The sequence below is a fragment of the Gemella sp. GH3 genome (assembly GCF_013415425.1).
Taxonomy (GTDB): domain Bacteria; phylum Bacillota; class Bacilli; order Staphylococcales; family Gemellaceae; genus Gemelliphila.
This window is the reverse complement of the sequence record NZ_JACBYC010000202.1, coordinates 16,863-38,633: the sequence shown is the minus strand read 5'-3', so window position 1 is coordinate 38,633 and position 21,771 is coordinate 16,863. Positions and strand designations below refer to the sequence as shown.

The 21,771-nt window shown below is 30.9% G+C and carries 32 protein-coding genes; all 32 read left to right on the top strand.

Features of this window, described 5'->3' with window-relative positions; all coding sequences use genetic code 11:
• Positions 1–4 precede the first annotated feature (4 nt).
• The 32 genes from HZY83_RS07510 to HZY83_RS07355 all read left to right on the top strand — a co-directional run bounded on the left by HZY83_RS07510 (position 5) and on the right by HZY83_RS07355 (position 21,771).
• Positions 5–181, top strand: coding sequence for a hypothetical protein (locus tag HZY83_RS07510; protein WP_179943430.1), 177 nt, complete (start codon positions 5–7; stop codon positions 179–181).
• Positions 181–522, top strand: coding sequence for a hypothetical protein (locus HZY83_RS07505; protein WP_179943429.1), 342 nt, complete (start codon positions 181–183; stop codon positions 520–522). Before HZY83_RS07510 ends, HZY83_RS07505 begins: the two co-directional genes overlap by 1 nt.
• 64 nt (positions 523–586) lie before the next feature.
• Entirely contained in the window at positions 587–781 is a 195-nt protein-coding gene (locus HZY83_RS07500; protein WP_179943428.1) for a hypothetical protein, read from the top strand.
• Complete coding sequence (locus tag HZY83_RS07495) at positions 781–960, top strand: hypothetical protein (protein WP_179943427.1); 180 nt, start codon at positions 781–783, stop codon at positions 958–960. The genes HZY83_RS07500 and HZY83_RS07495 overlap by 1 nt, the downstream gene beginning before the upstream one ends.
• A complete protein-coding gene (locus HZY83_RS07490; protein ID WP_179943426.1) occupies positions 941–1,315 on the top strand; it encodes a DUF3310 domain-containing protein in 375 nt (124 codons plus the stop codon). Before HZY83_RS07495 ends, HZY83_RS07490 begins: the two co-directional genes overlap by 20 nt.
• A 37-nt stretch (positions 1,316–1,352) precedes the next feature.
• Positions 1,353–1,919: an MBL fold metallo-hydrolase gene (locus tag HZY83_RS07485; RefSeq protein WP_370520058.1), complete on the top strand. Its 567-nt coding sequence runs from the start codon at positions 1,353–1,355 to the stop codon at positions 1,917–1,919.
• A 1-nt stretch (position 1,920) separates the two neighbouring features.
• Positions 1,921–2,286, top strand: a complete 366-nt coding sequence (locus tag HZY83_RS07480) for a winged helix-turn-helix transcriptional regulator (protein WP_179943424.1) — start codon at positions 1,921–1,923, stop codon at positions 2,284–2,286.
• An 8-nt stretch (positions 2,287–2,294) separates the two neighbouring features.
• Positions 2,295–3,032 carry a DUF1351 domain-containing protein gene (locus tag HZY83_RS07475; RefSeq protein WP_179943423.1) on the top strand — a complete coding sequence of 246 codons (738 nt, stop codon included), beginning with the start codon at positions 2,295–2,297 and terminating at the stop codon, positions 3,030–3,032.
• Positions 3,033–3,050: 18 nt separating this feature from the next.
• Entirely contained in the window at positions 3,051–3,671 is a 621-nt protein-coding gene (locus tag HZY83_RS07470; protein WP_179943422.1) for a hypothetical protein, read from the top strand.
• A gap of 12 nt (positions 3,672–3,683) precedes the next feature.
• Entirely contained in the window at positions 3,684–5,405 is a 1,722-nt protein-coding gene (locus tag HZY83_RS07465; protein ID WP_179943421.1) for a DNA polymerase domain-containing protein, read from the top strand.
• Between the two features lie 4 nt (positions 5,406–5,409).
• On the top strand, positions 5,410–7,245 hold the full coding sequence (locus tag HZY83_RS07460) for a DNA primase family protein (protein WP_179943420.1): 1,836 nt from the start codon (positions 5,410–5,412) through the stop codon (positions 7,243–7,245).
• 310 nt (positions 7,246–7,555) lie between these two features.
• Positions 7,556–7,711: a hypothetical protein gene (locus HZY83_RS07455; protein WP_179943419.1), complete on the top strand. Its 156-nt coding sequence runs from the start codon at positions 7,556–7,558 to the stop codon at positions 7,709–7,711.
• 1 nt (position 7,712) lies between these two features.
• Complete coding sequence (locus tag HZY83_RS07450) at positions 7,713–7,988, top strand: pentapeptide repeat-containing protein (protein WP_218925373.1); 276 nt, start codon at positions 7,713–7,715, stop codon at positions 7,986–7,988.
• Positions 7,989–7,998: 10 nt separating this feature from the next.
• Positions 7,999–8,196 carry a hypothetical protein gene (locus HZY83_RS07445; protein ID WP_179943418.1) on the top strand — a complete coding sequence of 66 codons (198 nt, stop codon included), beginning with the start codon at positions 7,999–8,001 and terminating at the stop codon, positions 8,194–8,196.
• Positions 8,183–8,350: a hypothetical protein gene (locus HZY83_RS07440; protein WP_179943417.1), complete on the top strand. Its 168-nt coding sequence runs from the start codon at positions 8,183–8,185 to the stop codon at positions 8,348–8,350. Before HZY83_RS07445 ends, HZY83_RS07440 begins: the two co-directional genes overlap by 14 nt.
• Positions 8,351–8,352: 2 nt before the next feature.
• On the top strand, positions 8,353–8,736 hold the full coding sequence (locus HZY83_RS07435; RefSeq protein ID WP_179943416.1) for a hypothetical protein: 384 nt from the start codon (positions 8,353–8,355) through the stop codon (positions 8,734–8,736).
• A gap of 90 nt (positions 8,737–8,826) precedes the next feature.
• On the top strand, positions 8,827–9,267 hold the full coding sequence (locus HZY83_RS07430) for a terminase small subunit (protein WP_179943415.1): 441 nt from the start codon (positions 8,827–8,829) through the stop codon (positions 9,265–9,267).
• Between the two features lie 2 nt (positions 9,268–9,269).
• Positions 9,270–10,637, top strand: coding sequence for a terminase large subunit domain-containing protein (locus HZY83_RS07425; protein WP_218925372.1), 1,368 nt, complete (start codon positions 9,270–9,272; stop codon positions 10,635–10,637).
• A gap of 12 nt (positions 10,638–10,649) precedes the next feature.
• Positions 10,650–12,263: a phage portal protein gene (locus HZY83_RS07420; RefSeq protein ID WP_179943413.1), complete on the top strand. Its 1,614-nt coding sequence runs from the start codon at positions 10,650–10,652 to the stop codon at positions 12,261–12,263.
• On the top strand, positions 12,256–13,845 hold the full coding sequence (locus tag HZY83_RS07415) for a minor capsid protein (RefSeq protein WP_179943412.1): 1,590 nt from the start codon (positions 12,256–12,258) through the stop codon (positions 13,843–13,845). Before HZY83_RS07420 ends, HZY83_RS07415 begins: the two co-directional genes overlap by 8 nt.
• Complete coding sequence (locus HZY83_RS07410) at positions 13,833–14,033, top strand: hypothetical protein (protein ID WP_179943411.1); 201 nt, start codon at positions 13,833–13,835, stop codon at positions 14,031–14,033. Before HZY83_RS07415 ends, HZY83_RS07410 begins: the two co-directional genes overlap by 13 nt.
• Positions 14,034–14,198: 165 nt before the next feature.
• Positions 14,199–14,780 carry a DUF4355 domain-containing protein gene (locus HZY83_RS07405; RefSeq protein WP_179943410.1) on the top strand — a complete coding sequence of 194 codons (582 nt, stop codon included), beginning with the start codon at positions 14,199–14,201 and terminating at the stop codon, positions 14,778–14,780.
• Between the two features lie 11 nt (positions 14,781–14,791).
• On the top strand, positions 14,792–15,172 hold the full coding sequence (locus HZY83_RS07400; protein ID WP_179943409.1) for a hypothetical protein: 381 nt from the start codon (positions 14,792–14,794) through the stop codon (positions 15,170–15,172).
• 12 nt (positions 15,173–15,184) lie between these two features.
• Entirely contained in the window at positions 15,185–16,222 is a 1,038-nt protein-coding gene (locus HZY83_RS07395) for a major capsid protein (protein WP_179943408.1), read from the top strand.
• A gap of 4 nt (positions 16,223–16,226) precedes the next feature.
• Entirely contained in the window at positions 16,227–16,574 is a 348-nt protein-coding gene (locus HZY83_RS07390) for a phage head-tail connector protein (RefSeq protein ID WP_179943407.1), read from the top strand.
• Positions 16,571–16,894 (top strand): hypothetical protein, encoded by a 324-nt coding sequence (locus tag HZY83_RS07385; protein ID WP_179943406.1) that lies wholly within the window; start codon positions 16,571–16,573, stop codon positions 16,892–16,894. Before HZY83_RS07390 ends, HZY83_RS07385 begins: the two co-directional genes overlap by 4 nt.
• Positions 16,881–17,222 carry an HK97-gp10 family putative phage morphogenesis protein gene (locus HZY83_RS07380; RefSeq protein ID WP_179943405.1) on the top strand — a complete coding sequence of 114 codons (342 nt, stop codon included), beginning with the start codon at positions 16,881–16,883 and terminating at the stop codon, positions 17,220–17,222. The genes HZY83_RS07385 and HZY83_RS07380 overlap by 14 nt, the downstream gene beginning before the upstream one ends.
• Positions 17,219–17,605 carry a gp17 family tail completion protein gene (locus HZY83_RS07375; protein ID WP_179943404.1) on the top strand — a complete coding sequence of 129 codons (387 nt, stop codon included), beginning with the start codon at positions 17,219–17,221 and terminating at the stop codon, positions 17,603–17,605. The genes HZY83_RS07380 and HZY83_RS07375 overlap by 4 nt, the downstream gene beginning before the upstream one ends.
• 12 nt (positions 17,606–17,617) lie before the next feature.
• Positions 17,618–18,103: a phage major tail protein, TP901-1 family gene (locus tag HZY83_RS07370; protein ID WP_179943403.1), complete on the top strand. Its 486-nt coding sequence runs from the start codon at positions 17,618–17,620 to the stop codon at positions 18,101–18,103.
• A 20-nt stretch (positions 18,104–18,123) separates the two neighbouring features.
• A complete protein-coding gene (locus HZY83_RS07365; protein WP_179943402.1) occupies positions 18,124–18,462 on the top strand; it encodes a tail assembly chaperone in 339 nt (112 codons plus the stop codon).
• A 5-nt stretch (positions 18,463–18,467) separates the two neighbouring features.
• A complete protein-coding gene (locus tag HZY83_RS07360) occupies positions 18,468–18,839 on the top strand; it encodes a hypothetical protein (protein WP_179943401.1) in 372 nt (123 codons plus the stop codon).
• Positions 18,820–21,771 carry a phage tail protein gene (locus tag HZY83_RS07355; protein ID WP_179943400.1) on the top strand — a complete coding sequence of 984 codons (2,952 nt, stop codon included), beginning with the start codon at positions 18,820–18,822 and terminating at the stop codon, positions 21,769–21,771. The genes HZY83_RS07360 and HZY83_RS07355 overlap by 20 nt, the downstream gene beginning before the upstream one ends.

Sequence of the window (21,771 nt, the reverse complement as noted above, 5' to 3'; positions counted from 1 at the left end):
AATAATGAGAAAACTAAAAAGAATTTATCTTAACAATATATACATAACAATTTTAACGATTACTGTATGTGCAATATTGTGGACTAACATAGAATGGAAAAATATCGTTTCAATAGCTGCAATACCAACTTTGTTTATAGCAGCATTATTCGATAATAGATATGGGAGGTTGTTTAAGTAATGGAAAATAGGTGGACAATTGAAGAAGATTTATATCTGTATAAAACATGGGAGTTTTATACAGCAACTGAAATAGCTAAAAAGTTGAACAAGTCTAAAGACGATGTCAAGAAACGAATATTTGACCTTAAATTAAGACGTAATCCAGAAGGTCCTTTGCCAATACATATATTCTTATTTATAATATCAATTTTACACGGCTATACAGATGAAGTTTTTAAAATAATAAGCGTGAAATGGAATATGGATGTTATATATGTTAGGAGTTGTATCAATAAAGGAAAGAGGGGTTATTTGGATTTTAGTAAAAAAAAATTCATCAAAAAGAAAAAAAGCAACTGAATAAATCAGTCACTTAAATAAAAAATCTAATTAAATTATAGCATAAAAAGGAGGAATTGTAAAATTGAGATCTATACGAGTAAGAAAAGTACAAGCCGTATATCATTTAGAAATAGCTGTTAATGATTTATTGGTTGATTTAGAAAGACAAAATAAAAAGATAAAAAGCATACAGTTTGTCGATGAATGTGTAGCGTTTGTTGTATATGAAACGGATAGCGATTTGACTGAATTTAATAAGGTAGAGGTGAGTGGTTAATGGGAAATCTAACTACAGCTATAAGAAATGGAAAATCAACAATAGAGGGGTTATATACTACTATGAACGATTTTAACTTTTCTAAAAACATACGTAAATCAATAAATGAAGTGATATCAAGTATACAAGAAGAGATTGATTATTGGGAGGAATTAAAACGTGAAGAAAACGGAGAATAACCATTATATTAAAACAGATGCCAAAGGAAATAAGCAAGAAAGTATTGACTGGGTGCAATCTGTAATGGGAGATAGGTTTCAATATGGGTGCTGGTTTAACGTTTTGAAATATCCTATTAGAATTTATGACAAGCACGAAACTCCTAATGCTGATATTAAAAAAGTTATGCATTATTGCTTGTTTTGGTTAAACGATTTGAATGGGAATAGTGCATCAGCTTATCAAGAGGATTTATTTGAATTATTTAAGAAGATAGAAGGTGAAGAATGTGGCACATCTTTAGATTTTATGTTTAGTGACGCATTGGCTTCTTTTAATACTTTATTAAATGAGAGAATCAAATCAAGTGATTAACTACACAATAATATCTAGCGGATCCAAAGGGAACTGTGTGATTATTGAAAATGTAATGATTGATTGTGGGGTACCTTTTAAAAAGATAAAAGAATGCTTATATAATATCAATTATCTATTAATCACTCATATCCACAGTGACCATTTAAATAAATCTTGTGTAAAGCAAATAAGAAAATTATTTCCAAACATTAAAATTATAGGCAATTATGAAGTAGCTCAAGAAATAGACGTAGATGTTATAGCTAACGCTGGCTATGATGTTAATACAAAAGATTATACATTCTTTCCCTTTGAATGTGTACATGATGTACTGTGTTATGGGTATATTTGGAATGTTAATGGCTTTCGAATCATATATGCAACAGATACTAATAATTTAGATATATTGCATAATAACGGGATTAAATATGATTATATATTTATAGAGAGTAATTATGACGAAGTAAAAATAAAAAATGCAAAAAGAACAAAAGGATACGATCCTAAACTAAGTGCTTTAAGGCATATGAGTAAGCAAAAGGCTACAGAATTTTATTACGTAAATAGAAGAGATAATAATAGTAAATTTATAGAATTACATAAAAGTGAGAGGTTTTATTAAAATGAGTAAAAAATTGTTAGTATTAGAATTTTTAAGAGAAAATCCAAGAGCGACAAATAGTGAAATAGTGAAATTTTTAAATAGCAATAAAGATGCTGTTAAATCTTGTATATCAAAATTGAAAAAAGCTAAATTGATACAAGTTATAAGAGGGGTTGATGGAGAAAGAGTAATAAAAGTACTAGTTGACAATCCCCATAGTAAGTATCAAGAGAAGGTTAAAATAAACGAGGAACAAAGAGAATTGAACAGACAACGCCTTGAAAGATTGGCTGACAAAATATTAGAAACAACTTTATCTGAAACAAACACGGATAAGATAATAGCATCGGGTAATTTATTTATAAGAATATATGACAGATTGTAGGAGGATGTATGAAGTTAAAAATTAATGATGATACATTTATAGTAACGAATAATCAAATATTATTTCCTCAGTATGAACAGTTAAAGATAGATGCTTTAGAGTTGGCTGAAAATTTGAGAAGTATAGAAGTGACAGAAGATACTTTGAAAACTAATAAAAAATTAATAGCCGGGGTTAGAAAAGCTACAGATAAGCTTAAAAGTGAATTAAGCGGAGTTCGTAAACAATGTTTACAACCTTATGATATTTTGAAAGTACAGGTTGATGAGATTATATCTATAGTAACTGAAGCTGAAAATGTTGTAAGAAATCAAACTAAGGATTTTGAAGAAGTAGAACGAAATATTAAACAAGATAAAATTATTGATATGTTTAACAAACATTTGAATCAATACCCGCTTGTTAAAAAATATATTGGAGATGAGTCCTATTTCGTAAAAGGGGTCTATCTAAACAAAACATATAGTATAAATAAAGTTGAAGAAAGTTTGGTAAAAGATTTAAACTCAACAGAAACAGATTTGAACGTAATGCTAAATGAACCAAATGCTGCAGAGTTAATTACTGAGTATAAGAAAGTTGGTTCGTTAGCAGTCGCGATGCAAATAGTTATGAGTAAGAATAACGATATTGAATTGGTTAATAAAAAAATTGATAGACAAGTTTTTAACATTAAGGTTTTTAATAAAAAAGATTATGAATTATTAAAAAATTATATGAAAGAAATGGATATAGAGTATAAATAAGAAAGGAAATTATAAAAAATGAATAACAAAAAAGAACAATTAGAATTAGTACAAGTTGAATATGATAATAAATTAGTAACGTTGATGTTTTTAGATGAAGATGAAGGTGTTTTGAGAAATGTTAAATTTAACAAACAGGCTTATGATTCTAATAAAAATCAATTTGTAGATGATCCTAAAAAAGCAGAGCAAGTTGATAAATGGTGTGAAGAATATTTCGATACCACTTTCGATAAATTAGAAGATTGTGTTGGAGTTAGAAGAGATGTATACATATATGACAGATTTTGTAGCTTATTTGAAGTTGATATGGTGAATAAATTTCCAGAGGATATGGTAGGGGATATATTTAACACTGAAATTGAAGAAATTGAAGATGATGGTTTAAAAATAGTTGTTAAGTATAGATATAACGATACTCTTTATCAAAGTAAATTCCAATACGGAACTTACGTTAACTCAATTAAAAAATGGTTAGTTGAACCTAATAATAAAATTAAAGCTTATGATAAATTTGAAAATAAATTTAAAGTACCATTTTCTGAAAAAAATACCTTAATAGGACGAGATATAATGGTTGAAGTTAAAAAAGCAATGGGTAAATATACTTACGGTGAAATCAAACCTCTTAAGAAATAGGAGGTTTGAAATATGATAAAAGATAAAGAAAATTTATTATTTTACGATATTGAAGTATTCAAAGAAGATTCTCTGGTGATTTTTAAGAATATTGATAAACAGACTGTAGCAGTATTTCACAATGATTTTAACGGATTAGATAAAGTTATTGAAGGTAAAGTATTAATAGGATATAACAACTATTACTACGATGATCATATATTAACATCTATGTTAAATTGTCACACACCTTATCAAATAAAAGAGAAAAATGATGATATTATTGTTAGAAAAGTGAAATTTAATTATGTTGATAAAAGAATAAAATCACTAGATTGCTTTCAACAAATAGACGCTACTAAACCATCTTTGAAAAAGATAGAGGCAAATTCGGGTAAAAGTATTATTGAAAGTAGTGTTGATTTTAATATAGATAGAAAGTTAACAGAAGAAGAACTAGCCGAAACTATAAATTATTGTAGTTACGATATAGATACAACAATTGATGTTTTTAAAATGAGAGAGAAAAGTTATTTTGAACCAAAGTTAGGGATTCTTAATCGATTAGAGAATGTTGATAAAAATAAAGCTATAAAGTGGAACACAACGTCAATCAGTGCCAAAATGCTGATTGATAAACCGCTTGATCTATGGAGTGATATTAGATTAGGAGAATATAACAAATATGGCGAATATGAACTGTTTAATGCTGTTCCTGATGATATAGTTAATTTTTGGAAAAATAATGATAGAGGTAAGTATACTCATACCGAGTTTGGATGTAATATTGATTTTGCTTTTGGTGGACTACACGGAGTTCCTGTAGATAATAAAAAAAGATATGAAAAAGTAATATTATTAGATGTGGCCAGTATGTATCCTAATATAATTATGAAACTTAACGCTTTGGGTAATGCCACAGATGAATATAAAAACATTGTTAGTGAGAGGTTGTCAGTAAAACATAGTGATAAAACTTTATCCAATGCTTTAAAGTTAGTAATAAATTCTGTTTATGGATTACTAAAAAATGAATATAGTGTATTGTATAATCCTAATGCTGCGAAAAGCGTATGTATATATGGTCAAATATGCTTATATGATTTATGCAAAAGGTTGTCCCCTACTTGTAAAATAGTCAACATAAATACAGATGGTGTGGCGTTCACAACTGATTCAGATGATTATAAAAATGTATGGAAAGAATGGGAAGAAGACTATGGATTTACCTTGGAAGAAGATTACTTTGATATCTTTATTCAAAGAGATGTTAATAACTACATAGGTGCTAAAAAGAACGAACAAGGTGATTTTACATCTATAAAGACAAAAGGAGAAGTTTGGAGATACGGTAGCAACACATGTGCTTATTTTAAAAATAATAATGTAAGAATTGTAGATTTAGCTATAGTAAATTATTTATTAAAAGGTGATGATGTTCTAGATACTATTCTTGATAATTTAAATAAACCTGAAGTGTTTCAAGTCGTTCTGCAAGCTGGAGGTACGTTTCAAGGCACTGTAGATAACGCAGGAAAGCACTACAATAAGATTAATCGTGTATTTGCTACAAATAAAGAAGGAATAACACTTTACAAACTAAGAAATGACGGAGGATTGGTTAGATTTCCCGATACTCCTGATAATATGTATATATGGAACGATGATATTTCTAAATTAGACGGTTTTAAGAAGATTATAGATGTGAATTTTTATTACCAGTTAATATTAAGAAAACTCAAAGAATGGGAGTGATGTGATGTATGTAGAGTATATAAAAGGTGAAAAGCATGCTAAAAAGAATGCAGACATTAGTGAAACTCTTGATAATTTTGACGATGCTGGCTATATTCTTACAGAAAACGAATTAGTTGTAGATATTGACTGTTTAGAAATTAAACAAATAGAACAATTGATTAGTGACTTTAATATTAAAACCCAAATAGTATGGACAGATAGAGGTTGTCATTTTTATTATAAAAAACCTGATAATTTTAGAGGAGCTCAAGGTATATGTGCATTTGGTTTTAAAATAGAGTTTAAACATATCAAAAATACTAAGAGCATAACTATAAAACGCAATGGAGTGGTAAGAGAAATTGAGAATAAAGGAGTAAGAGAAGATTTACCTGATTTCTTTAAATCTAACAAGAAAAATCAGGAATTATTAGGATTATCAGAAGGTGATGGTAGAAATGAAAAGTTATTTAAACAAAGAAAAATATTAGCGGGATTTCCAAAATGGAAACAAATTATAATGTTTATAAACAATGTCATATTTGATACTCCTTTGCCTTCCAAAGAAATTGAGACAATATGTAGAGATATAAATATAACCGCTGAAAAAGATGGAGAAAATCTTATTGCTGATTTAATAATGAGAGATAAACATGTTGTGAAATATGGAGAATCATTATTTTTTTATGATGGTGAAAGTTATATCAATGATTTAGATAAATTAAATAGAATGGTTTACTCGTATTGCGTAGGTCAAAAAACTAGATATGTTAATGAGGTTATATCACAAATGAATAAAAGGTCTAAACTTATAGACCCTGAAACAGTGTTTGATATTAAGTTCAAAAATGGTGTTTTAAAAAGAGGACAATTTGTAGAATTGGACTATAAAGGATTTACTCCATATTATATTGACATTGAATATAATCCTTATGCTGAACCCGTTGAAATAGTGGATAATTATTTAAAACAATTATGTAATAATGATCCTGATTATATACTTAGACTAGGTGAGATAATAGGACATTGTTTAATTACAGATAAAGAATTTAAAAGGTTAGTTGCAAAGTTTTTTATATTTGTTGGAGATGGAGGAAACGGGAAAGGTACATTATTAGCAATAATAAGGCGTATTTTAACGTCTAAAAATTGTAGTGCTCTTAGTATAGACAACATGGGAGACGAACGTTATTTGAGTTCAATGGTGGGTAAATTAGCTAATCTAGGGGATGATATAGAAGATAAAGCTATAGGCATTAAAGAAATGAAAATGTTAAAAAATATATCAACATGTGACGCTATAGAATCTAGAAAAATGTTTGAAAACTCACAATCTGTTGAAATAACAACCAGTCTAATATTTACATCAAACCATATATTAAAATCTTTTGAAAAAGGATTTAGTTATAAAAGACGTGTTGATTGGCTTCCTATGTATACTAAACCTAAGAAAAAAGACCCGCAGTTTATAACTAAAATAACTGAACCTAAAGCTTTGAATTATTGGGTTCGATTAATTGTTGAAGGTTATATGAGATTATATGAAAACGGACAATTTACTGAATCTAAACTAGTGACAGATTTTAACGAGAAATATCATGAAGAAAATAACACAGCTTTACAATACGTCCAAGATTTAACTTTAAACGATATATTGGGAAAGCGAAGTCCAGAGATATTTAATGGTTATGAAACTTGGTGTGATGAAAATGGGGTTTATAAACAGGGTGCTAAATTGTTTAATACAACGTTAAGAGAATATCACAAAGTAAAGATATCTCAAAAGAAAATTAATGGGAAAAATCAAAAAGTATATGTCTTAGGAGAAGACAATAAACTGGAATTGTCAGAAAATTAATTGATATTGATAGAAAAAAGGGGCAAGGTAGCTTTTTACAAGATACCTTTTTGGCTAAAAGATACCTAATGGTTGATACTTCAAAGCATTGGTATTACTGACTTATATATATAGGGTAACTTTTGTAACCATTTTTTCTTTAAAGAGGAGAAAAAATACTAAAATATAAAAAAGTTAAAAGATATTGAATATATATAGGATTGAAATTAAAAAAGTTACGGCTACCCTGTATCACAAACGTTGATATAAAAGGATTTTCGATAAAATTTTTAGTTACCTTTTTAGCTACCCTGTGAAATAAGGAGATATAATGACTAACTTTAGCAAAATATCAAAAATAAGACGATTAAAAAAGATACTAACAGAAGCTATTGAAATCATTGAAGATTATAGATTTTTTAAAGATAACAAATTAATGATTAATATATTAGCTTATGTTTTAGAGAAATTGAGAGAGGAGAACTAGTATGAGACAGATATCACAAACGGAATTAAATGAAATGATTGAGAAACATAGGTTATGGTTGAACAATGAGGTAGGTGGCGTAAGACTAAATTTAAGTGGTGCCTATTTAAGTGATGCAGATTTAAGGTATGCAAATTTAAGTGATGCGAATTTAAGTGATGCGAATTTAAGATATGCAAATTTAAGAAATGCGGATTTAAACTATGCAAATTTAAGATATGTAAAAGCGATAGCGTTCATTGAATATATGGCTAAGGATTATGATGAAAAACATTAAAGGAGAGGATATGCAACTAGGGCAAGCAAGACCAACCAATAGTGTTAAGTATCAAAATATTAGTACTAATAGGATAATTGATGATTTGATTAGCAATATAAACAATAGGAGTTATCCTAATTATAAAATGAAAAATGCACATATTAAAGCATTAGTTAATATTAAGAATGATTTAAGGAGGTTGGAGAACGAAAATGATAGTAATTAAAGGTGAGAAAATAGAAAACGGGCTAACTATAAATGGAGAGATCTTAGCTGGAATGTTATATATGTATGCGGAAGAGAATGATTTTGATACATACTTATTAGAGGATTTTTTTGAGACGTTATCGGAAAAAACTATTGTTGTTAAGGAGGGATAAAAATGAAAACAAAAGACATTGTCGCTATCTTGCGTAGCGAAAAATATTATCGAAACGTTGTTCGATTGCATAACTTAGAAAGTGGCAATGTCGACGTTTCAGAAGTTCAAAACAACACGCATGGCAATTCAACCGAACGTAGAGTTATCAAAAAGATAACTGATAAGGAATATCTGAAAGCATTAAAATACTGTACTGCTATTGATAATATGCTTAAGAATTTAACCGAAAGGGAGTATCTAGTATATGTACATAGGTACAGATATGGTTTTCAGCCTTTTAGGATTGCGTATGAAATACAATGGTCAGAAGCAACAGTTTGGCAAGACTTAAAGAAAATTCATTGTAAATTTATAGAAAATATAGATTTTAGAGTATATAATTAATAGTATGAGACTCATCTACCAATAGGCAGAAGGAGATTACGAAAACGTCCCAACCCTGGGGCGTTTTTTGATTGTGGAGGTGATGGAAAATTGAATAAATTGACGTTAAAGCAACAACGTTTTGCAGATGAGTACATCATCAGTGGGAATGCTACGGCGGCTGCGATAAAAGCTGGGTATAGTAAGAAAACAGCTAGAGTAACCGCTCAAGAAAACCTTACAAAACCTGCTATTAGAACTTATATAGATGAAAGGTTGGAAAAGCTACATACTGAAAAAATTGCGGATCAACGAGAGGTACTTCAATACCTAACTTCTGTAATGCGTGGTGAGCAGGTGGAGGAAACTGTTATAAATGCTGGAGATTATACTCAAGAAATTACAGAGATAAAAGTAGGGGCTAAAGATCGAATAAAGGCGGCGGAGTTGATTGGTAAGAGATATGGCGTATGGACTGATAAAGTAAAAGCAGAAGTAGACGTTTCATCGACCGATAAGTTAGATTCTCTAGTTGCTCAATTAGGAGAATGATTATGCCTGATATTATTTTATCCGATAAATATAAGCACTTTATACGCCATAATGCAAAAGCAGAAGCGTTAGAAGGGACTACTGCTGCAGGAAAAACTACAGTAGGAGTTATTAAATTTATGCTAAAAGTAGCTAAGTCTAATCAGAAATTACATTTTATAGCTAGTAAAACTGTAGGGGATTGTGAAAAGAATATAATCCAATCAGATTTAGGGATAATTGATATTTTTTCCAGTTTAGTTATTTATCGAGGAAATGGGGATAGTAATTATAAAATACCTCATTTAAAATATAGAACTAAAAATGGTGAAAAGATAATTTTTATATTAGGGTACTCGTCGAAAGAAAAATGGGAAAAAGCATTAGGCTCACAATTCGGATGCGGTTTTATCGACGAGATAAATACGGCTGATGTTGATTTTATTCAGGAAGCAACGATGAGGTGTGACTACTGGATGTGCACTATGAATCCAGACAATCCCGATTTGCCTGTATATAAGAGATATATAAACCGATTTAGAGCATTAGCTGAGTACGAATACGATACTCCAAAAGAAATAAGAGAATACCTAATTGAACCAGAACAACCTAATTGGACTTATTGGTTTTTTCATTTTGATCATAACGCAGGTTTGAGTGAAGAAAAAAAAGAGCAAATAAAATCTACTGTAGCGATAGGAACTAAATTATATAAAAATAAAATACAGGGTCTTAGGGGACGTGCTGAGGGGCTTGTGTTTAGTATGTTTGATAGAACCAAAAATGTAATAAGCTCAAATAAAGCTAAAAAGATGTCTTTCAGACGTTTCACTTGCGGAGTGGATACTTCATACTCCGAGCATACAGAAGACACTATATCGTTTGTTTTTGGAGGTATTACTAACCAAGGAGAATACATTGTCTTAAAAGAGGAAGTATATAACAACAAAGAGAATAAAAAAAGAATTGCTCCTAGTGATGTAGCAGTAAAACTACATAATTTTTTAAATCAATGTAGTAACGAGTGGGGGTTTTGTAAGTATGTATATATTGATAATGCAGACCAAGCTACAATTATGGAGCTTAATAAATATAAAAATTTAAAAGGATTAATTTATAATTTTATCAGTGCAAATAAAACAATTAGAATTATAGATCGTATCCAATTAATGAGCGGTTGGTTTAAAGATTTAAAGTATTTAGTGGTAGATGATTGTGTTGAACACATTAAAGAATTAAATATTTATAGCTGGAAAGAGGATAAAGATGAGCCAGAAGACCGTAATGACCATACTATTAACGCTAGTCAATATGCGTTCATTCCTCACATTAATTCGATTGGTATACTGACTGATGATAATAGTTATGATGCGCTGAGTAAAGTTTTTTAGAAAGGAGAATATATGTCATATTCAGAACAATTTGTAGATAGTACGGGTAAAACTAAAAACCTATCAATGAGATTCCATAGAGAATCAAGACTTAGATATAGAATATCAAGCGTAGAAGAACTAACTCCGGATGTGATATTAAAGTTTGTACAACATCATAGAAATATACAAAGACCTAGGATACAAGAACTATACGATTATTCTGAAGGCAATAACCACAACATACTTGATGGAAAACGAAGAAGTGAAGAAGATATGGCTGATAATAGGTTGGTCCATAATTTCGGTAAAGCTATATCAGTATTTAAGCAGGGGTATCTAGTAGGTAATCCTATATTAGTAGAATATGATGATGGAGAAGAAAATAGTAATATTGACCAAGTTTTGAAAAATATTGCTAAAGTAAATAACTTTCATAATTTGAATAGATCTCTTGTGTTAGATTTATCTAGAGTAGGAAGGGCGTATGATTTAGTGTATCGAAGTGATAAAGATGTTACTACAGTTAGAAGGCTCAATCCTCTAGATACATTTTTAATTTACGATACTACGCTTGATGATAATGTTATAGCAGGCATTAGATACTACAGTACTAAAATCTTTGAAGATTCTAAAAATTATATAGAGCTGTATACAGAAAGTAGAATATTAAAATTTGATGAGACGGATATGACTCAGTTAGCTGTTGAAAATCACAGTTTTGGAGTTGTACCAATTACTGAATATTTAAATACTAGTTCAGGAATGGGGGATTACGAAAGTGAGTTATCCTTAATTGATAGCTACGATACCGCCGAAAGTGACACAGCTAATTACATGACTGATTTATCAGATGCCATATTAGGGATTTTCGGTGACGTGGAAATGGGGGATGGCTCAATAGATGATAAAATAGCAAATTTACGTAAAATGCGAAAAGCTAGGTTACTGCAGATTAAACCGCCTCAAAATAACGTAGGAGAAAGTGTAGGTAATGTTGATGCTAAATACCTATATAAACAATATGATGTAAGTGGTGTAGAAAGTTATAAGACTAGAATAGTAAACGATATCCATAAATTTACTAATACACCTGATATGACGGATGATAATTTCGGAGGAGTGCAGAGCGGGGAAGCGATGAAGTATAAATTGTTCGGACTTGAACAAGAGAGAGTGGATACGCAAGCACTTTTTGAAAGTTCATTACGTCGAAGATATCAGCTTATTGCTAATATAGGCGGAATAGTTAAAGAAATAATGGACTTTAATATTTCTAATCTAAAAATAACTTTTACCCCTAATTTACCAAAATCCTTACAAGAGAAAATAACTGCTTTTAAAGAGTTAGGAGGTATGGTATCTAATGAAACTGCTATGAGACTTACTGCAATTGTAGATGATCCTACTGCAGAAATAGAAAAATTAGAGGAAAAACAATCTGATGATTATGACTCTCAAAAAAATCAGTTTAACTCTAAAAAAGCTTATGCCATTCAGTCTATACTGTTGAAGTTGAAAAGAGAACAAATAACAAGGAATGTTGCTTTGAAATTATTTGCCGATTTAGGGATTTCAGAATATGAGGCAGAAGGATATATTGATGATGGCGTACAAACTTCTTTAGAAGGAGTGTTGAATGAATAGTTACGAATATTGGAAGATTCGAGAACATCAACACACCTTGGAACAAATGTCAAGAGAAAATGATGTAGCTTCAATGTTAGAAAAAAACCTAGATAAAGCTAAAATTGAGATAGAGCATAAGATACAAGTTTTTTACGAGCGATACGCTAGAAAAGAACATATTTCTTTAGAAGATGCTATGAAGCGTGTTAGTTCTATGGATATTAGAGTCTTCGAAGAAAAAGCTCGTAAATATGTTGAAAATAGAGATTTTAGTGAAAGGGCGAATGAAGAATTGCGACTTTATAACGCTACCATGCGCATTAATCGATTAGAGCTTTTGAAAGCAGAAGTTAATTTAGCTCTAGTGAAGGCAAATGCTAAAAATGAGAAATTAATTCAAAATCATTTGACTAATTTAGCGAGTGAAGAGTATGCAAGGCAAGCAGGTATATTGGGTGATATAATCATAAATTCTAAGGCAGCTGTAAACACTATAGTAAATGCTAGTTTTCATACCGCTAATTTCAGTGAAAGATTGTGGTTTAATCATAATGCGTTAGTTTCTGATTTAGGTGTTACCTTAAGAAGATCAATAACTCAGGGCGTGAACCCTGTAACTGAAACTACTAGAATACGTGATAAATTTAAAGTAACTAAACATGAGGCAAAACGGTTGTTAGTTACAGAAAGTGCGAGGGTCCAAGGAGATGTGCAACTTGATAGTTTTGAGCAAGCAGGTTATGATGAGTATATCTATTTAGCTGAACCTAGTGCTTGTGCAGTATGTAATAAATTAGACGGAAATCATTTCAAAATTACTGATAGAGAAGTTGGTAAAAATTATTATCCTATGCATCCTTTTTGTAAGTGTAGCAGTGCGCCATACAGCGATGATGATAGATTTGAAAAATTAGTGAATGATTATTTACAAGGTTCTCAAGAAGAAGATTCTGTTGAGCTTGATAGCATGGCTAATAGTAAACTGTATGTGTTAAATAACGGTGAGAGTAATGTTAGAATTAGGGCTACTAAATTACAAGGTTTGAAGTATGATGTTTGGGTAGAGGATAGCAGTAAGAAATCGAGAAACACCTTAGAGTTGTTAAAACAAGAGTTACAGCATTTTAATAATATACCTAAAATTATTATAGCTAGAGAAGATAAATTTAAAAACATAGCAGGTTATGATAATAAGAATGATATATTATATATTAGTAATAAACTCAACTCAATAAGCAATATAAATAAATTGTTAGCTAGCGGATATTTTGCAGCAAGAAATTTAAAAGATATATTAACTCATGAACTTGCTCATAAAAAACATTGGGATAATGCAAAATCGCTTTACAAAAAATACCCTAAACGCTATAATAATATTGAAAGTGCAAAACGTGATTTAGATTCTGAATTGATGGCTTATGTGAAAACACAAGTTTCATTGGATAGACAATATTTATCAAACATTAGTAAAAATGCCAAGGTTGCCTACTCAAATGGAAATATAAATGAGCTAGTTGCAGAAGTTGAAGTATTAGATGATATAGTTGAAGATAAAGAGCTGTTAAACAAAGTGAAAGGAGTATTAGAATGGAATCAATGATTATACCTAAAAAGGAAACTTTAATATATTTTGATAAAGTGGATAGTTGGATTCTATCTGAAGAGATAACTGATAATGGTATTATCTTAGTTTTTAAAAAAGATACTCCTAAAGAAATATCTACTTTATTAGATATCATAAAAGACAAATTAGATTTTAAAATTAAAGATTATTCAATATCAAATTAACACTTAGTTAGATACTAGGTGTTTTTATTTTGTCCTAAACAAGACATTAAACTGTTTATAAAATACTTGTTGGGTGCTAAAGAGTAAGGAAATAGACACTTAGATAAAACTTTGGGTCTATTTTTTTATTATTAGGTAACTAACGTGGATTAAAGGAGAAAATACATGAAAGATTTTAAAAGGTTATTACCTTTGAATTTACAGTTTTTTGCGGAAGATAATATTGAAAGTACAAATCAGGAGAATGAGTTTATACCACCTGCATCTCAATCAGAACTTGATAGCCTAATTGGAAAAGCGGTAAATAAAGCTTTAGAGAATAACAATAAAAAACATAATGATAATATGCAACGATTGATTGATGAAGCCGTGAATAAAGATAGAGAGTATTCAAAATTATCTGCAGAGGAAAAAGCTAAAAAACAGTTTGAGGAGCAATTAAAGTCATTAGATGAGAGAGAAGCTGAGTTTAATCGTAAACAATTAATTATGCAAGTAAAAGAGGATTTAATTTCTAAGAACTTGCCACCGGAATTAGCGGAAACTTTTGCTAATAGCGGAAACTCAGAAGAAGCTTTAAAAGCTGTTACTGATTTTGAAAAGATATTCAGAAAAGCAGTAAATGAAGAGGTAAAATCAACGGTACGTCAAAATACACCGACTCAGAGTGTAGGGATAGACGGCTCTCAAAATTATGGTGCTAAATTAGCAACTAAAACAAATAATAAAAACGGAAGAATTTTCTAGGAGGTAAAAAAATGAAAAATTCAACAATTCAATTTCATAAAGAAATACTTCATAATTTAGATTTTGAAGCTATTTCTGTTACGGTGGACAAGTCTACTACTGGTACAGAAATTATCAACGGTAAAAAGGTTTTAAAAGCAGGAACTTTGATTAGTGGTGACGGGGCTTCTATCTTTGACGATAGAACTAAAAAGGTTAAAAAGTTAACAAATGAAGCTACTGCAGAGTATGTAGATGGAGTATTATTATACGATGTAGATCTTTCTGATGGCGATGGGGTAGGAACTTGTGTTTATAAGGGTACCCTGAGAGAAGATAAGGTCAATGGTGGCTCTGTAGATAATAATGCTAAATTAAAATTATCGCATATAAAATTTGTGAAAGGTGTATAGGAGGACAAATATATGGCACTAATTTATGATTTATTAACAGCAAATAATATAGCGGGGTACTATAACGCTACTCAAGAAAATGTAGATCAGACTACCGGAGAAAAGCTATTTCCTGCTAAAAAACAATTAGGATTGAAGTTAGCTTTTGTTAAAGGTGCAAGTGGAAGAGCAGTTGTACTAAGACCGTCTGCGTTTGATTCTAAAGTTACGTTAAGAGAAAGAATGAACTTAGACTTAACGGAAACAGAAATGCCGTTCTTTAAAGAAGCTATTTTAGTTAAGGAAGCAGATAGACAAGAATTAAACACTTTAGCTCAAACTGGAAATCAAACATTGATTGATGTAGTAACTAAAGGTATATTTAATGATACCGCTCATTTATTGGCTGGAGCAAAAGCTCGTATAGAAGCAATGAGATTTTCAGTTTTAGCAAAAGGAAAAATTGATATTAATAATAACGGGGTTATGATGGAGTATGATTATGGAATAAAAGATTCTAATAAACTAGCGGTTTCTAAAAAATGGGATGATACTGCAAAATCAACTCCTTTAGCAGATTTAACAGAAGCTACACAAAAATTAGAAGATTTAGGAAGCAAAGCAGAAGTATTAATTTTAAATTCAAAAACATTTGCAAATATTAAGAATTCTGCAAGCACATTAACTGTTATTAAACCTTTAGCCCCTAAAGGAGCTGCGGTTACTAAAAATGAGCTTAAGTCATATTTACAAGATGAGTTAGAGTTAACTGTGGTTATAGTAAATGGAACTTATATTGATGATGACGGGGTAACTAAAAAATTCTATCCAGATGGTTATGCGACATTGGCACCTAATAGTGCGTTAGGGACAACAGTATTTGGTACTACTCCTGAAGAATCAGATTTATTAGGAGGTAATGTGGCTAACGCAGAGGTAGAAATTGTAGAAGAAGGAATAGCTGTTACTACTACTAAACTTACAGACCCAGTAAACGTACAAACAAAAGTATCTATGATTGCTCTACCTTCATTTGAACAAATAGATAATGTTTTAATGATGGAAGTTTAGTAAAATGGCAATTTTAGACAACGATGATGTACTATATAATGTAAAAGAAGATTTAGATATATCAGACGACTTACAAGATACTATATTAGAAAGGCTCATTATAAAAGTAGTGAGCCATTTTAAATTTGTATACAGACAAGACTATGTAGATGATAAGTATAGTTTTATTATTGAAGATTGTGTTATTAAAAGATATAACAGGAGAGGTGCTGAAGGTGCCACATCAGAAACTGTAGAAGGGCATTCAATGGTATATGAAGATATAGATAACGAGTTCGCGCAGTGGGACGATATACTTAGAGAAGATTTTCAAAATAAAAAAGTTAATTCAGGGAGTGTTGTTTTCCTATGAGAGAAAGTGAAAGAGTTACCTTAGTAAGAGAATTGAAATCATATTATGATTACAACTTGGGGGAAATGGTTCAAGGTAAAGTTTTAAAAAAGACGGTGCCCTGTCAAATTTCTAATTTAAGTGTTGAATTTAAAAATCAGTATTTTGATAAGTCAGATTTAGATGCAAAAAAAATACGCTTTAACTCAGGTGAATTGGATAATTTTAACTATATATTAATTAAAGATAAAAAATATGTAGCTATAAACTATAATAATACTTTTATGAGAAGAAGAAATGTTATTTATGTTCGAGAGGTGTTAAGCAATGATAAAGATTAGTGGTGCAAACAAACTAAAGAAAGATTTGAAAGAAATACAAAAAATGACACTTGTTAAAGAAGGTATAAAACATTATACTGCTAAACTGGATACCGAAGTAGTTAGAAGAGCCTATTTTGTTAAAGGATACTCAGTAGGTTTTACTAGAAGGAGTGTAGTTCCAGAAATAAAAAATAATGGAATGGTGGGGTGCGTAAAGACTACTTCTGAATATTCTGGATATGTTGAGGTTGGTACTAGATTTATGGAAGCCCAACCTTTTGTGAAACCAGCCTTTGAATTAATATCTACAGATTTTATTAATTTTTTAAGGAGAATATCAAGATGAAATACCCTGATCAAGAAATACATGATGAAATTTATAAAATAGTTAGCCAATTAGGATACCGAGTTTTCACTTTTTTACCAAAAGAGGGGACAAAGTATCCTTTTATTGTAATTGGAGATACTCATTTATTACCAACAGCAACAAAATCTTTTTTAATAGGAGAAGTGGCTCTTAATATTCATGTATGGTCTGATATGACCAGTAGGAAGAAAGTGTCTGATATTATACATTCTTTATTGCACAGTTTTAGTAAAATAAGACGGATAGATGAAAGACAGTGGTCTATGAAATTAGGTAGTGATAGTCAAATTATCAAAGATAATAGCACTGATGAACAGTTATATCACGGTATCATTAGCGTGAATTTTAAATTTATAGGATAGGAGAATAATAAAATGACAGAAGCAAAATTTGGGAAAGATAAGGTTTTGATGTTTAGAAAATTAGGAGATAAAAAAGCGGCTGCAAAATTAGCACTTCAAATCGAACATAAGTGGGAGTATGAGCGTTCTACTGATATTACAAAGACAAAAGACGGAGCTGTAGTAAGTGATGGTGGACTAGAAACAAAGCTTACGATAGAAGCGATTGCCACTAAAGATGAATTAAATACATTATTAAAAAATTCCGTTATAGAAGGTTTTAAATTAGAAGTATGGGAGGTAGACTTAGCTGGAGAAAAACAAGGTGGGAAATTTGCAGCACTATATGCTATTGGAAGGTTAGCTACTTGGGAAGTACCCGCTAACGTTGAAGATTTAGAACAGGTTTCTACAGAAATGACTATTGAAGGGGTACCACAAGCTGGATTTGCAACTTTATCAGCACAACAACAAGAGGAAATTATGTACGCGTTCAAGGATACCGTGGCATATCAATAATATAAAAAAGGAGAAATAAAATGAAATTAACAATAAATAACAAAGAATGTGACTTATACTTTGGGCTAAACTTTATACGCGAGTTAGATAAATTATATACTGTAGATTTTAACGGGGCTAGCTTTGGAGCTGGATTACAAAGTGTGATGTATTACATAGAAATGAGGAATCCTGTAGTATTACTCAATTTAATATTATGTGCTTCAAAGACTTCTAAAGTTAGACCCACACATAAAGAAATTGAAAGTTGGCTAGAAGAGCAAGATTTAGAACTATTATTTAACGATTTTTTATTGAGCTTAGAAACTTCACCAATGACGAGACCAACAATTCTGAAGATGAAAAATCAAACAAATTAGTAGACTTGAAAACCTCTAAGGAAACTTATGAAGAATTAATAGCTAATATATTTGGATTATTTGAAGTGAAGGATTATAATTCGGCGTTGAGAATGACTTTAGAAGAGTATAATTTGAGAATGAAAGGATATCTTTTAAAAGTAGCTGAAAATGAATATAATGCCCATATGATTGCTTTTGCTAACTTACGGGCCAAAGGTACTAAAAAAAATGGAGCGCCTCTATATGATAGCTTTAATGATTTTTATGACAAAAAAGCACGTTTAGCTGAAATAACAGGTATTAAAAATAAAATAGCGAGTTCAAAATTAGTAAAAATAGCTAGGAGAATACAAGCTAGAAAGGAGGATAATACAAATGGCATCTCAGACATATAACGTAGAAGCTTATTTAAAAGCGTCAGATTTAAATTTCACAAAGACATTTAAAAATGCAGAGAATACAATGCAAAGTTTTACTAAGTGGTCTAGTGAATTTAGTAATAAATTTGCTACAGGCTTCTTTAATGCAGCTAGAAAAGTTGTTGCAGCTACTGGATTTGCTGGAGGAGCCTTTACTACAATGGCCATAAAAAACGCTGGTGAAATGCGAGCTATGGATGCGCAATTCTCACAAGTTTTTGAAGGTTTCGCGAGAGAATCTCATGATTCGTTGAATAGGGTATCAAATGAAGTAGGAGCCTTGTCTAATAGGATTAAACCATCTTTTAGCCAGATTGCTTCATTTGCTAAAGTAGCAGGAATGGATACAGCTCAGGCTTTACAATTTACAGAAAGAGCTACAAGAGCAGCGGCAGATAGCGCAGCTTTTTATGATAAGTCTATTGAAGAAACTACCGAAACTTTAAAATCATATTTAAAAGGGAACTATCAAGTTGCTGATAACCTAGGTATACTCTCTACGGAAACTACAAGAAATGCAAAAGCTATGGAGCTTTTTGGTAAGAAATTTAAAGATTTAGAAGGTATTCAACAGCAAGAAGTGTTGCTAAAAATGTTTGAGGATGCCAATAAAGTTTCAGGAGCGTTAGGTCAAGCAGCACGAGAAGCTGATGGCTACGAAAATGTCTTAGGAAATTTGCAACAAGCTTGGAAGAATTTAAGTTCAACAGTAGGAGATCTATTTTTTGAAAATGCAATAGGTGGAATGAAGATGTTAACTAATATATTAACCGAAGCTACTGAAAATGTGATTGCTTTTAGTTCAGCATTAAGTGGAGCAGCGAACAATAGTGAGAAATTAGCGATAATCAGAAAAGTTTTGGAACCCATTCTGCCACTACTGTCTGTTTTAGGAGCGGCATTTGCTACAACTTTTACTATTACGTTCGTGTCTGCAATGTATGGAGTGATTAGCAGCATTGGAGGTGCTATTCTTGTTTTAGCAGGGAAAGTGCCAATACTAAAAAAAGCATTTGCAAGTGTAGTTAATATTTTTATAGGATTGAAAGGTTTTATTTTAACTTTGATTCCCGCACTACAGGGAGTAGGCGGAGCGGTAACTGCTGCATCAATAGCCATAATGAAGTTTGCAATAGCTCCTGCAGCAATTATAGGTGTAGGACTAGCTGCTTTAGGTTTATTAAATAGCCAATTTGGAACACAAATAAATCAAATATTACAAGTAGCTATAACTAAAGGTCCTCAAATAATAACTAATTTAGTGCAAGGTATAACATCAAGACTTCCGGATTTAATAAATAGTGGGGTAGAACTGGTTCAAAAGTTGGCACAAGTTATAGTAGCTAATGCTCCAGCGATAATTCAAGGAGCAAGTTCAATAATACAACAATTAGTTATGGGAGTTGCACAAAATTTACCTAGTTTATTAGCATCAGGTATAGAAATTATTGGGTCTATATTAATGGGCGTATCTGGAGAAATTCCTAAAATATTAATGGCAGGAGTTCAACTTATAGGACAGTTAATAGTTGGTATTGTTACGAACTTACCAAAAATATTACAGATAGGTATATCTGTAATAGGTAATTTTATATCTGGCTTAGTGCAGCAATTACCGACTCTTTTATATCAAGGAGTACTATTCATAGGTCAATTAATAGCAGGTATTGCAAGTTCTCTTCCACAAATCTTGGCTATGGGTATAAAATTAGTTATTCAGTTAGTATTCGGATTAGTAACAGGACTTCCCAAACTAGTATCAATGGGATGGGAGTTAATAAAGGCATTAGGTAAAGGTATTATAGAAGCTATACCTAATATATTAACAAAAGCTTGGGAAAGTATAAAACAAGGCTTTACTGATTTGTGGAACTGGATTACAGGAAAGAGTGATGAAGGTAATAAAAAGGTTAGTGAAGATTTCCAAAGTATGTCAAATTCTACTCAGACCTATACAGAAGAGATGAAAAATAATGTTACATCTGATACTAGTGAGATGGCTAGCTTAATGGCTAACGATTTTTCTAATATGCAGCAAAACGCGTCTATTTCATCATCAGATGCGAGCACTAATGTTAGCAATGATTTTGCTGAAATGAATAATGAAGTAGGATCATATGTTAGTGGAATGGAATCTGATACTTCAGGATCTATGGCTGGTATAGCTAATACAATGAGTGTTGAAAGTGCTTCTATAAAAGAAACAGTATCTGGAAATATGGGAGGTACCGCATCATCAGTATCTACCGAAATGAATAATATTAATAACGCTACAAAAAGTGGTATGAATGATATGACTAATACTGCTAGGGATTCGTCTAATCAAATTAAGGAAACGTTCGAAGCAGCGTTTAAAAATTTAACTCAATCTGTGGAGAATTCTATGAATAACACCCTTAATAAAATCAGAGATGTTTGTAATAATATAAATCAAGAATTTAACCGTTTATCTTCTGACTTACATAACGCTGGATACAATGCTGGTATCGGATTTTATAATGGTCTATCTAGTACGCAAGGTAGTATCTATTCTTTAGCTAGTTATATAGCCAATAATGTTGCTAATACTATTAGGAGTGCTTTAGATATACATTCGCCATCACGAGTTACAAAGTCTTTAGGTGCTTTTACTGGTGAAGGTTTTGGAGAAGGGCTTTTAGATACATTGGGGTATGTAGAAAATTCAGCTAATAAGTTAGCCCTAGCAGGTATCCCTGATGCAGACTTAACTTCTAAAATAGCTAAATCAGATTTCAGTTACCAAGCGTCATTAAATAACGAATTATATACTTCAAAACAACCAATGCAAATAACCTTCCGATTAGGCAATAAAACTTTAAGAGGTTTTGTTGATGATATTAATGATATTAATAACTCTAATATAAGATTGGAAGAATATAGTCTATAG

Coding starts and splice junctions, on each gene's coding strand:
- HZY83_RS07510 (WP_179943430.1), top strand. CDS start 5: ATGAGAAAACTAAAAAGAATTTATCTTAACAATATATACATAACAATT.
- HZY83_RS07505 (WP_179943429.1), top strand. CDS start 181: ATGGAAAATAGGTGGACAATTGAAGAAGATTTATATCTGTATAAAACA.
- HZY83_RS07495 (WP_179943427.1), top strand. CDS start 781: ATGGGAAATCTAACTACAGCTATAAGAAATGGAAAATCAACAATAGAG.
- HZY83_RS07480 (WP_179943424.1), top strand. CDS start 1,921: ATGAGTAAAAAATTGTTAGTATTAGAATTTTTAAGAGAAAATCCAAGA.
- HZY83_RS07475 (WP_179943423.1), top strand. CDS start 2,295: ATGAAGTTAAAAATTAATGATGATACATTTATAGTAACGAATAATCAA.
- HZY83_RS07470 (WP_179943422.1), top strand. CDS start 3,051: ATGAATAACAAAAAAGAACAATTAGAATTAGTACAAGTTGAATATGAT.
- HZY83_RS07465 (WP_179943421.1), top strand. CDS start 3,684: ATGATAAAAGATAAAGAAAATTTATTATTTTACGATATTGAAGTATTC.
- HZY83_RS07460 (WP_179943420.1), top strand. CDS start 5,410: ATGTATGTAGAGTATATAAAAGGTGAAAAGCATGCTAAAAAGAATGCA.
- HZY83_RS07455 (WP_179943419.1), top strand. CDS start 7,556: ATGACTAACTTTAGCAAAATATCAAAAATAAGACGATTAAAAAAGATA.
- HZY83_RS07450 (WP_218925373.1), top strand. CDS start 7,713: ATGAGACAGATATCACAAACGGAATTAAATGAAATGATTGAGAAACAT.
- HZY83_RS07445 (WP_179943418.1), top strand. CDS start 7,999: ATGCAACTAGGGCAAGCAAGACCAACCAATAGTGTTAAGTATCAAAAT.
- HZY83_RS07440 (WP_179943417.1), top strand. CDS start 8,183: ATGATAGTAATTAAAGGTGAGAAAATAGAAAACGGGCTAACTATAAAT.
- HZY83_RS07435 (WP_179943416.1), top strand. CDS start 8,353: ATGAAAACAAAAGACATTGTCGCTATCTTGCGTAGCGAAAAATATTAT.
- HZY83_RS07425 (WP_218925372.1), top strand. CDS start 9,270: ATGCCTGATATTATTTTATCCGATAAATATAAGCACTTTATACGCCAT.
- HZY83_RS07420 (WP_179943413.1), top strand. CDS start 10,650: ATGTCATATTCAGAACAATTTGTAGATAGTACGGGTAAAACTAAAAAC.
- HZY83_RS07415 (WP_179943412.1), top strand. CDS start 12,256: ATGAATAGTTACGAATATTGGAAGATTCGAGAACATCAACACACCTTG.
- HZY83_RS07410 (WP_179943411.1), top strand. CDS start 13,833: ATGGAATCAATGATTATACCTAAAAAGGAAACTTTAATATATTTTGAT.
- HZY83_RS07405 (WP_179943410.1), top strand. CDS start 14,199: ATGAAAGATTTTAAAAGGTTATTACCTTTGAATTTACAGTTTTTTGCG.
- HZY83_RS07400 (WP_179943409.1), top strand. CDS start 14,792: ATGAAAAATTCAACAATTCAATTTCATAAAGAAATACTTCATAATTTA.
- HZY83_RS07395 (WP_179943408.1), top strand. CDS start 15,185: ATGGCACTAATTTATGATTTATTAACAGCAAATAATATAGCGGGGTAC.
- HZY83_RS07390 (WP_179943407.1), top strand. CDS start 16,227: ATGGCAATTTTAGACAACGATGATGTACTATATAATGTAAAAGAAGAT.
- HZY83_RS07385 (WP_179943406.1), top strand. CDS start 16,571: ATGAGAGAAAGTGAAAGAGTTACCTTAGTAAGAGAATTGAAATCATAT.
- HZY83_RS07380 (WP_179943405.1), top strand. CDS start 16,881: ATGATAAAGATTAGTGGTGCAAACAAACTAAAGAAAGATTTGAAAGAA.
- HZY83_RS07375 (WP_179943404.1), top strand. CDS start 17,219: ATGAAATACCCTGATCAAGAAATACATGATGAAATTTATAAAATAGTT.
- HZY83_RS07370 (WP_179943403.1), top strand. CDS start 17,618: ATGACAGAAGCAAAATTTGGGAAAGATAAGGTTTTGATGTTTAGAAAA.
- HZY83_RS07365 (WP_179943402.1), top strand. CDS start 18,124: ATGAAATTAACAATAAATAACAAAGAATGTGACTTATACTTTGGGCTA.
- HZY83_RS07355 (WP_179943400.1), top strand. CDS start 18,820: ATGGCATCTCAGACATATAACGTAGAAGCTTATTTAAAAGCGTCAGAT.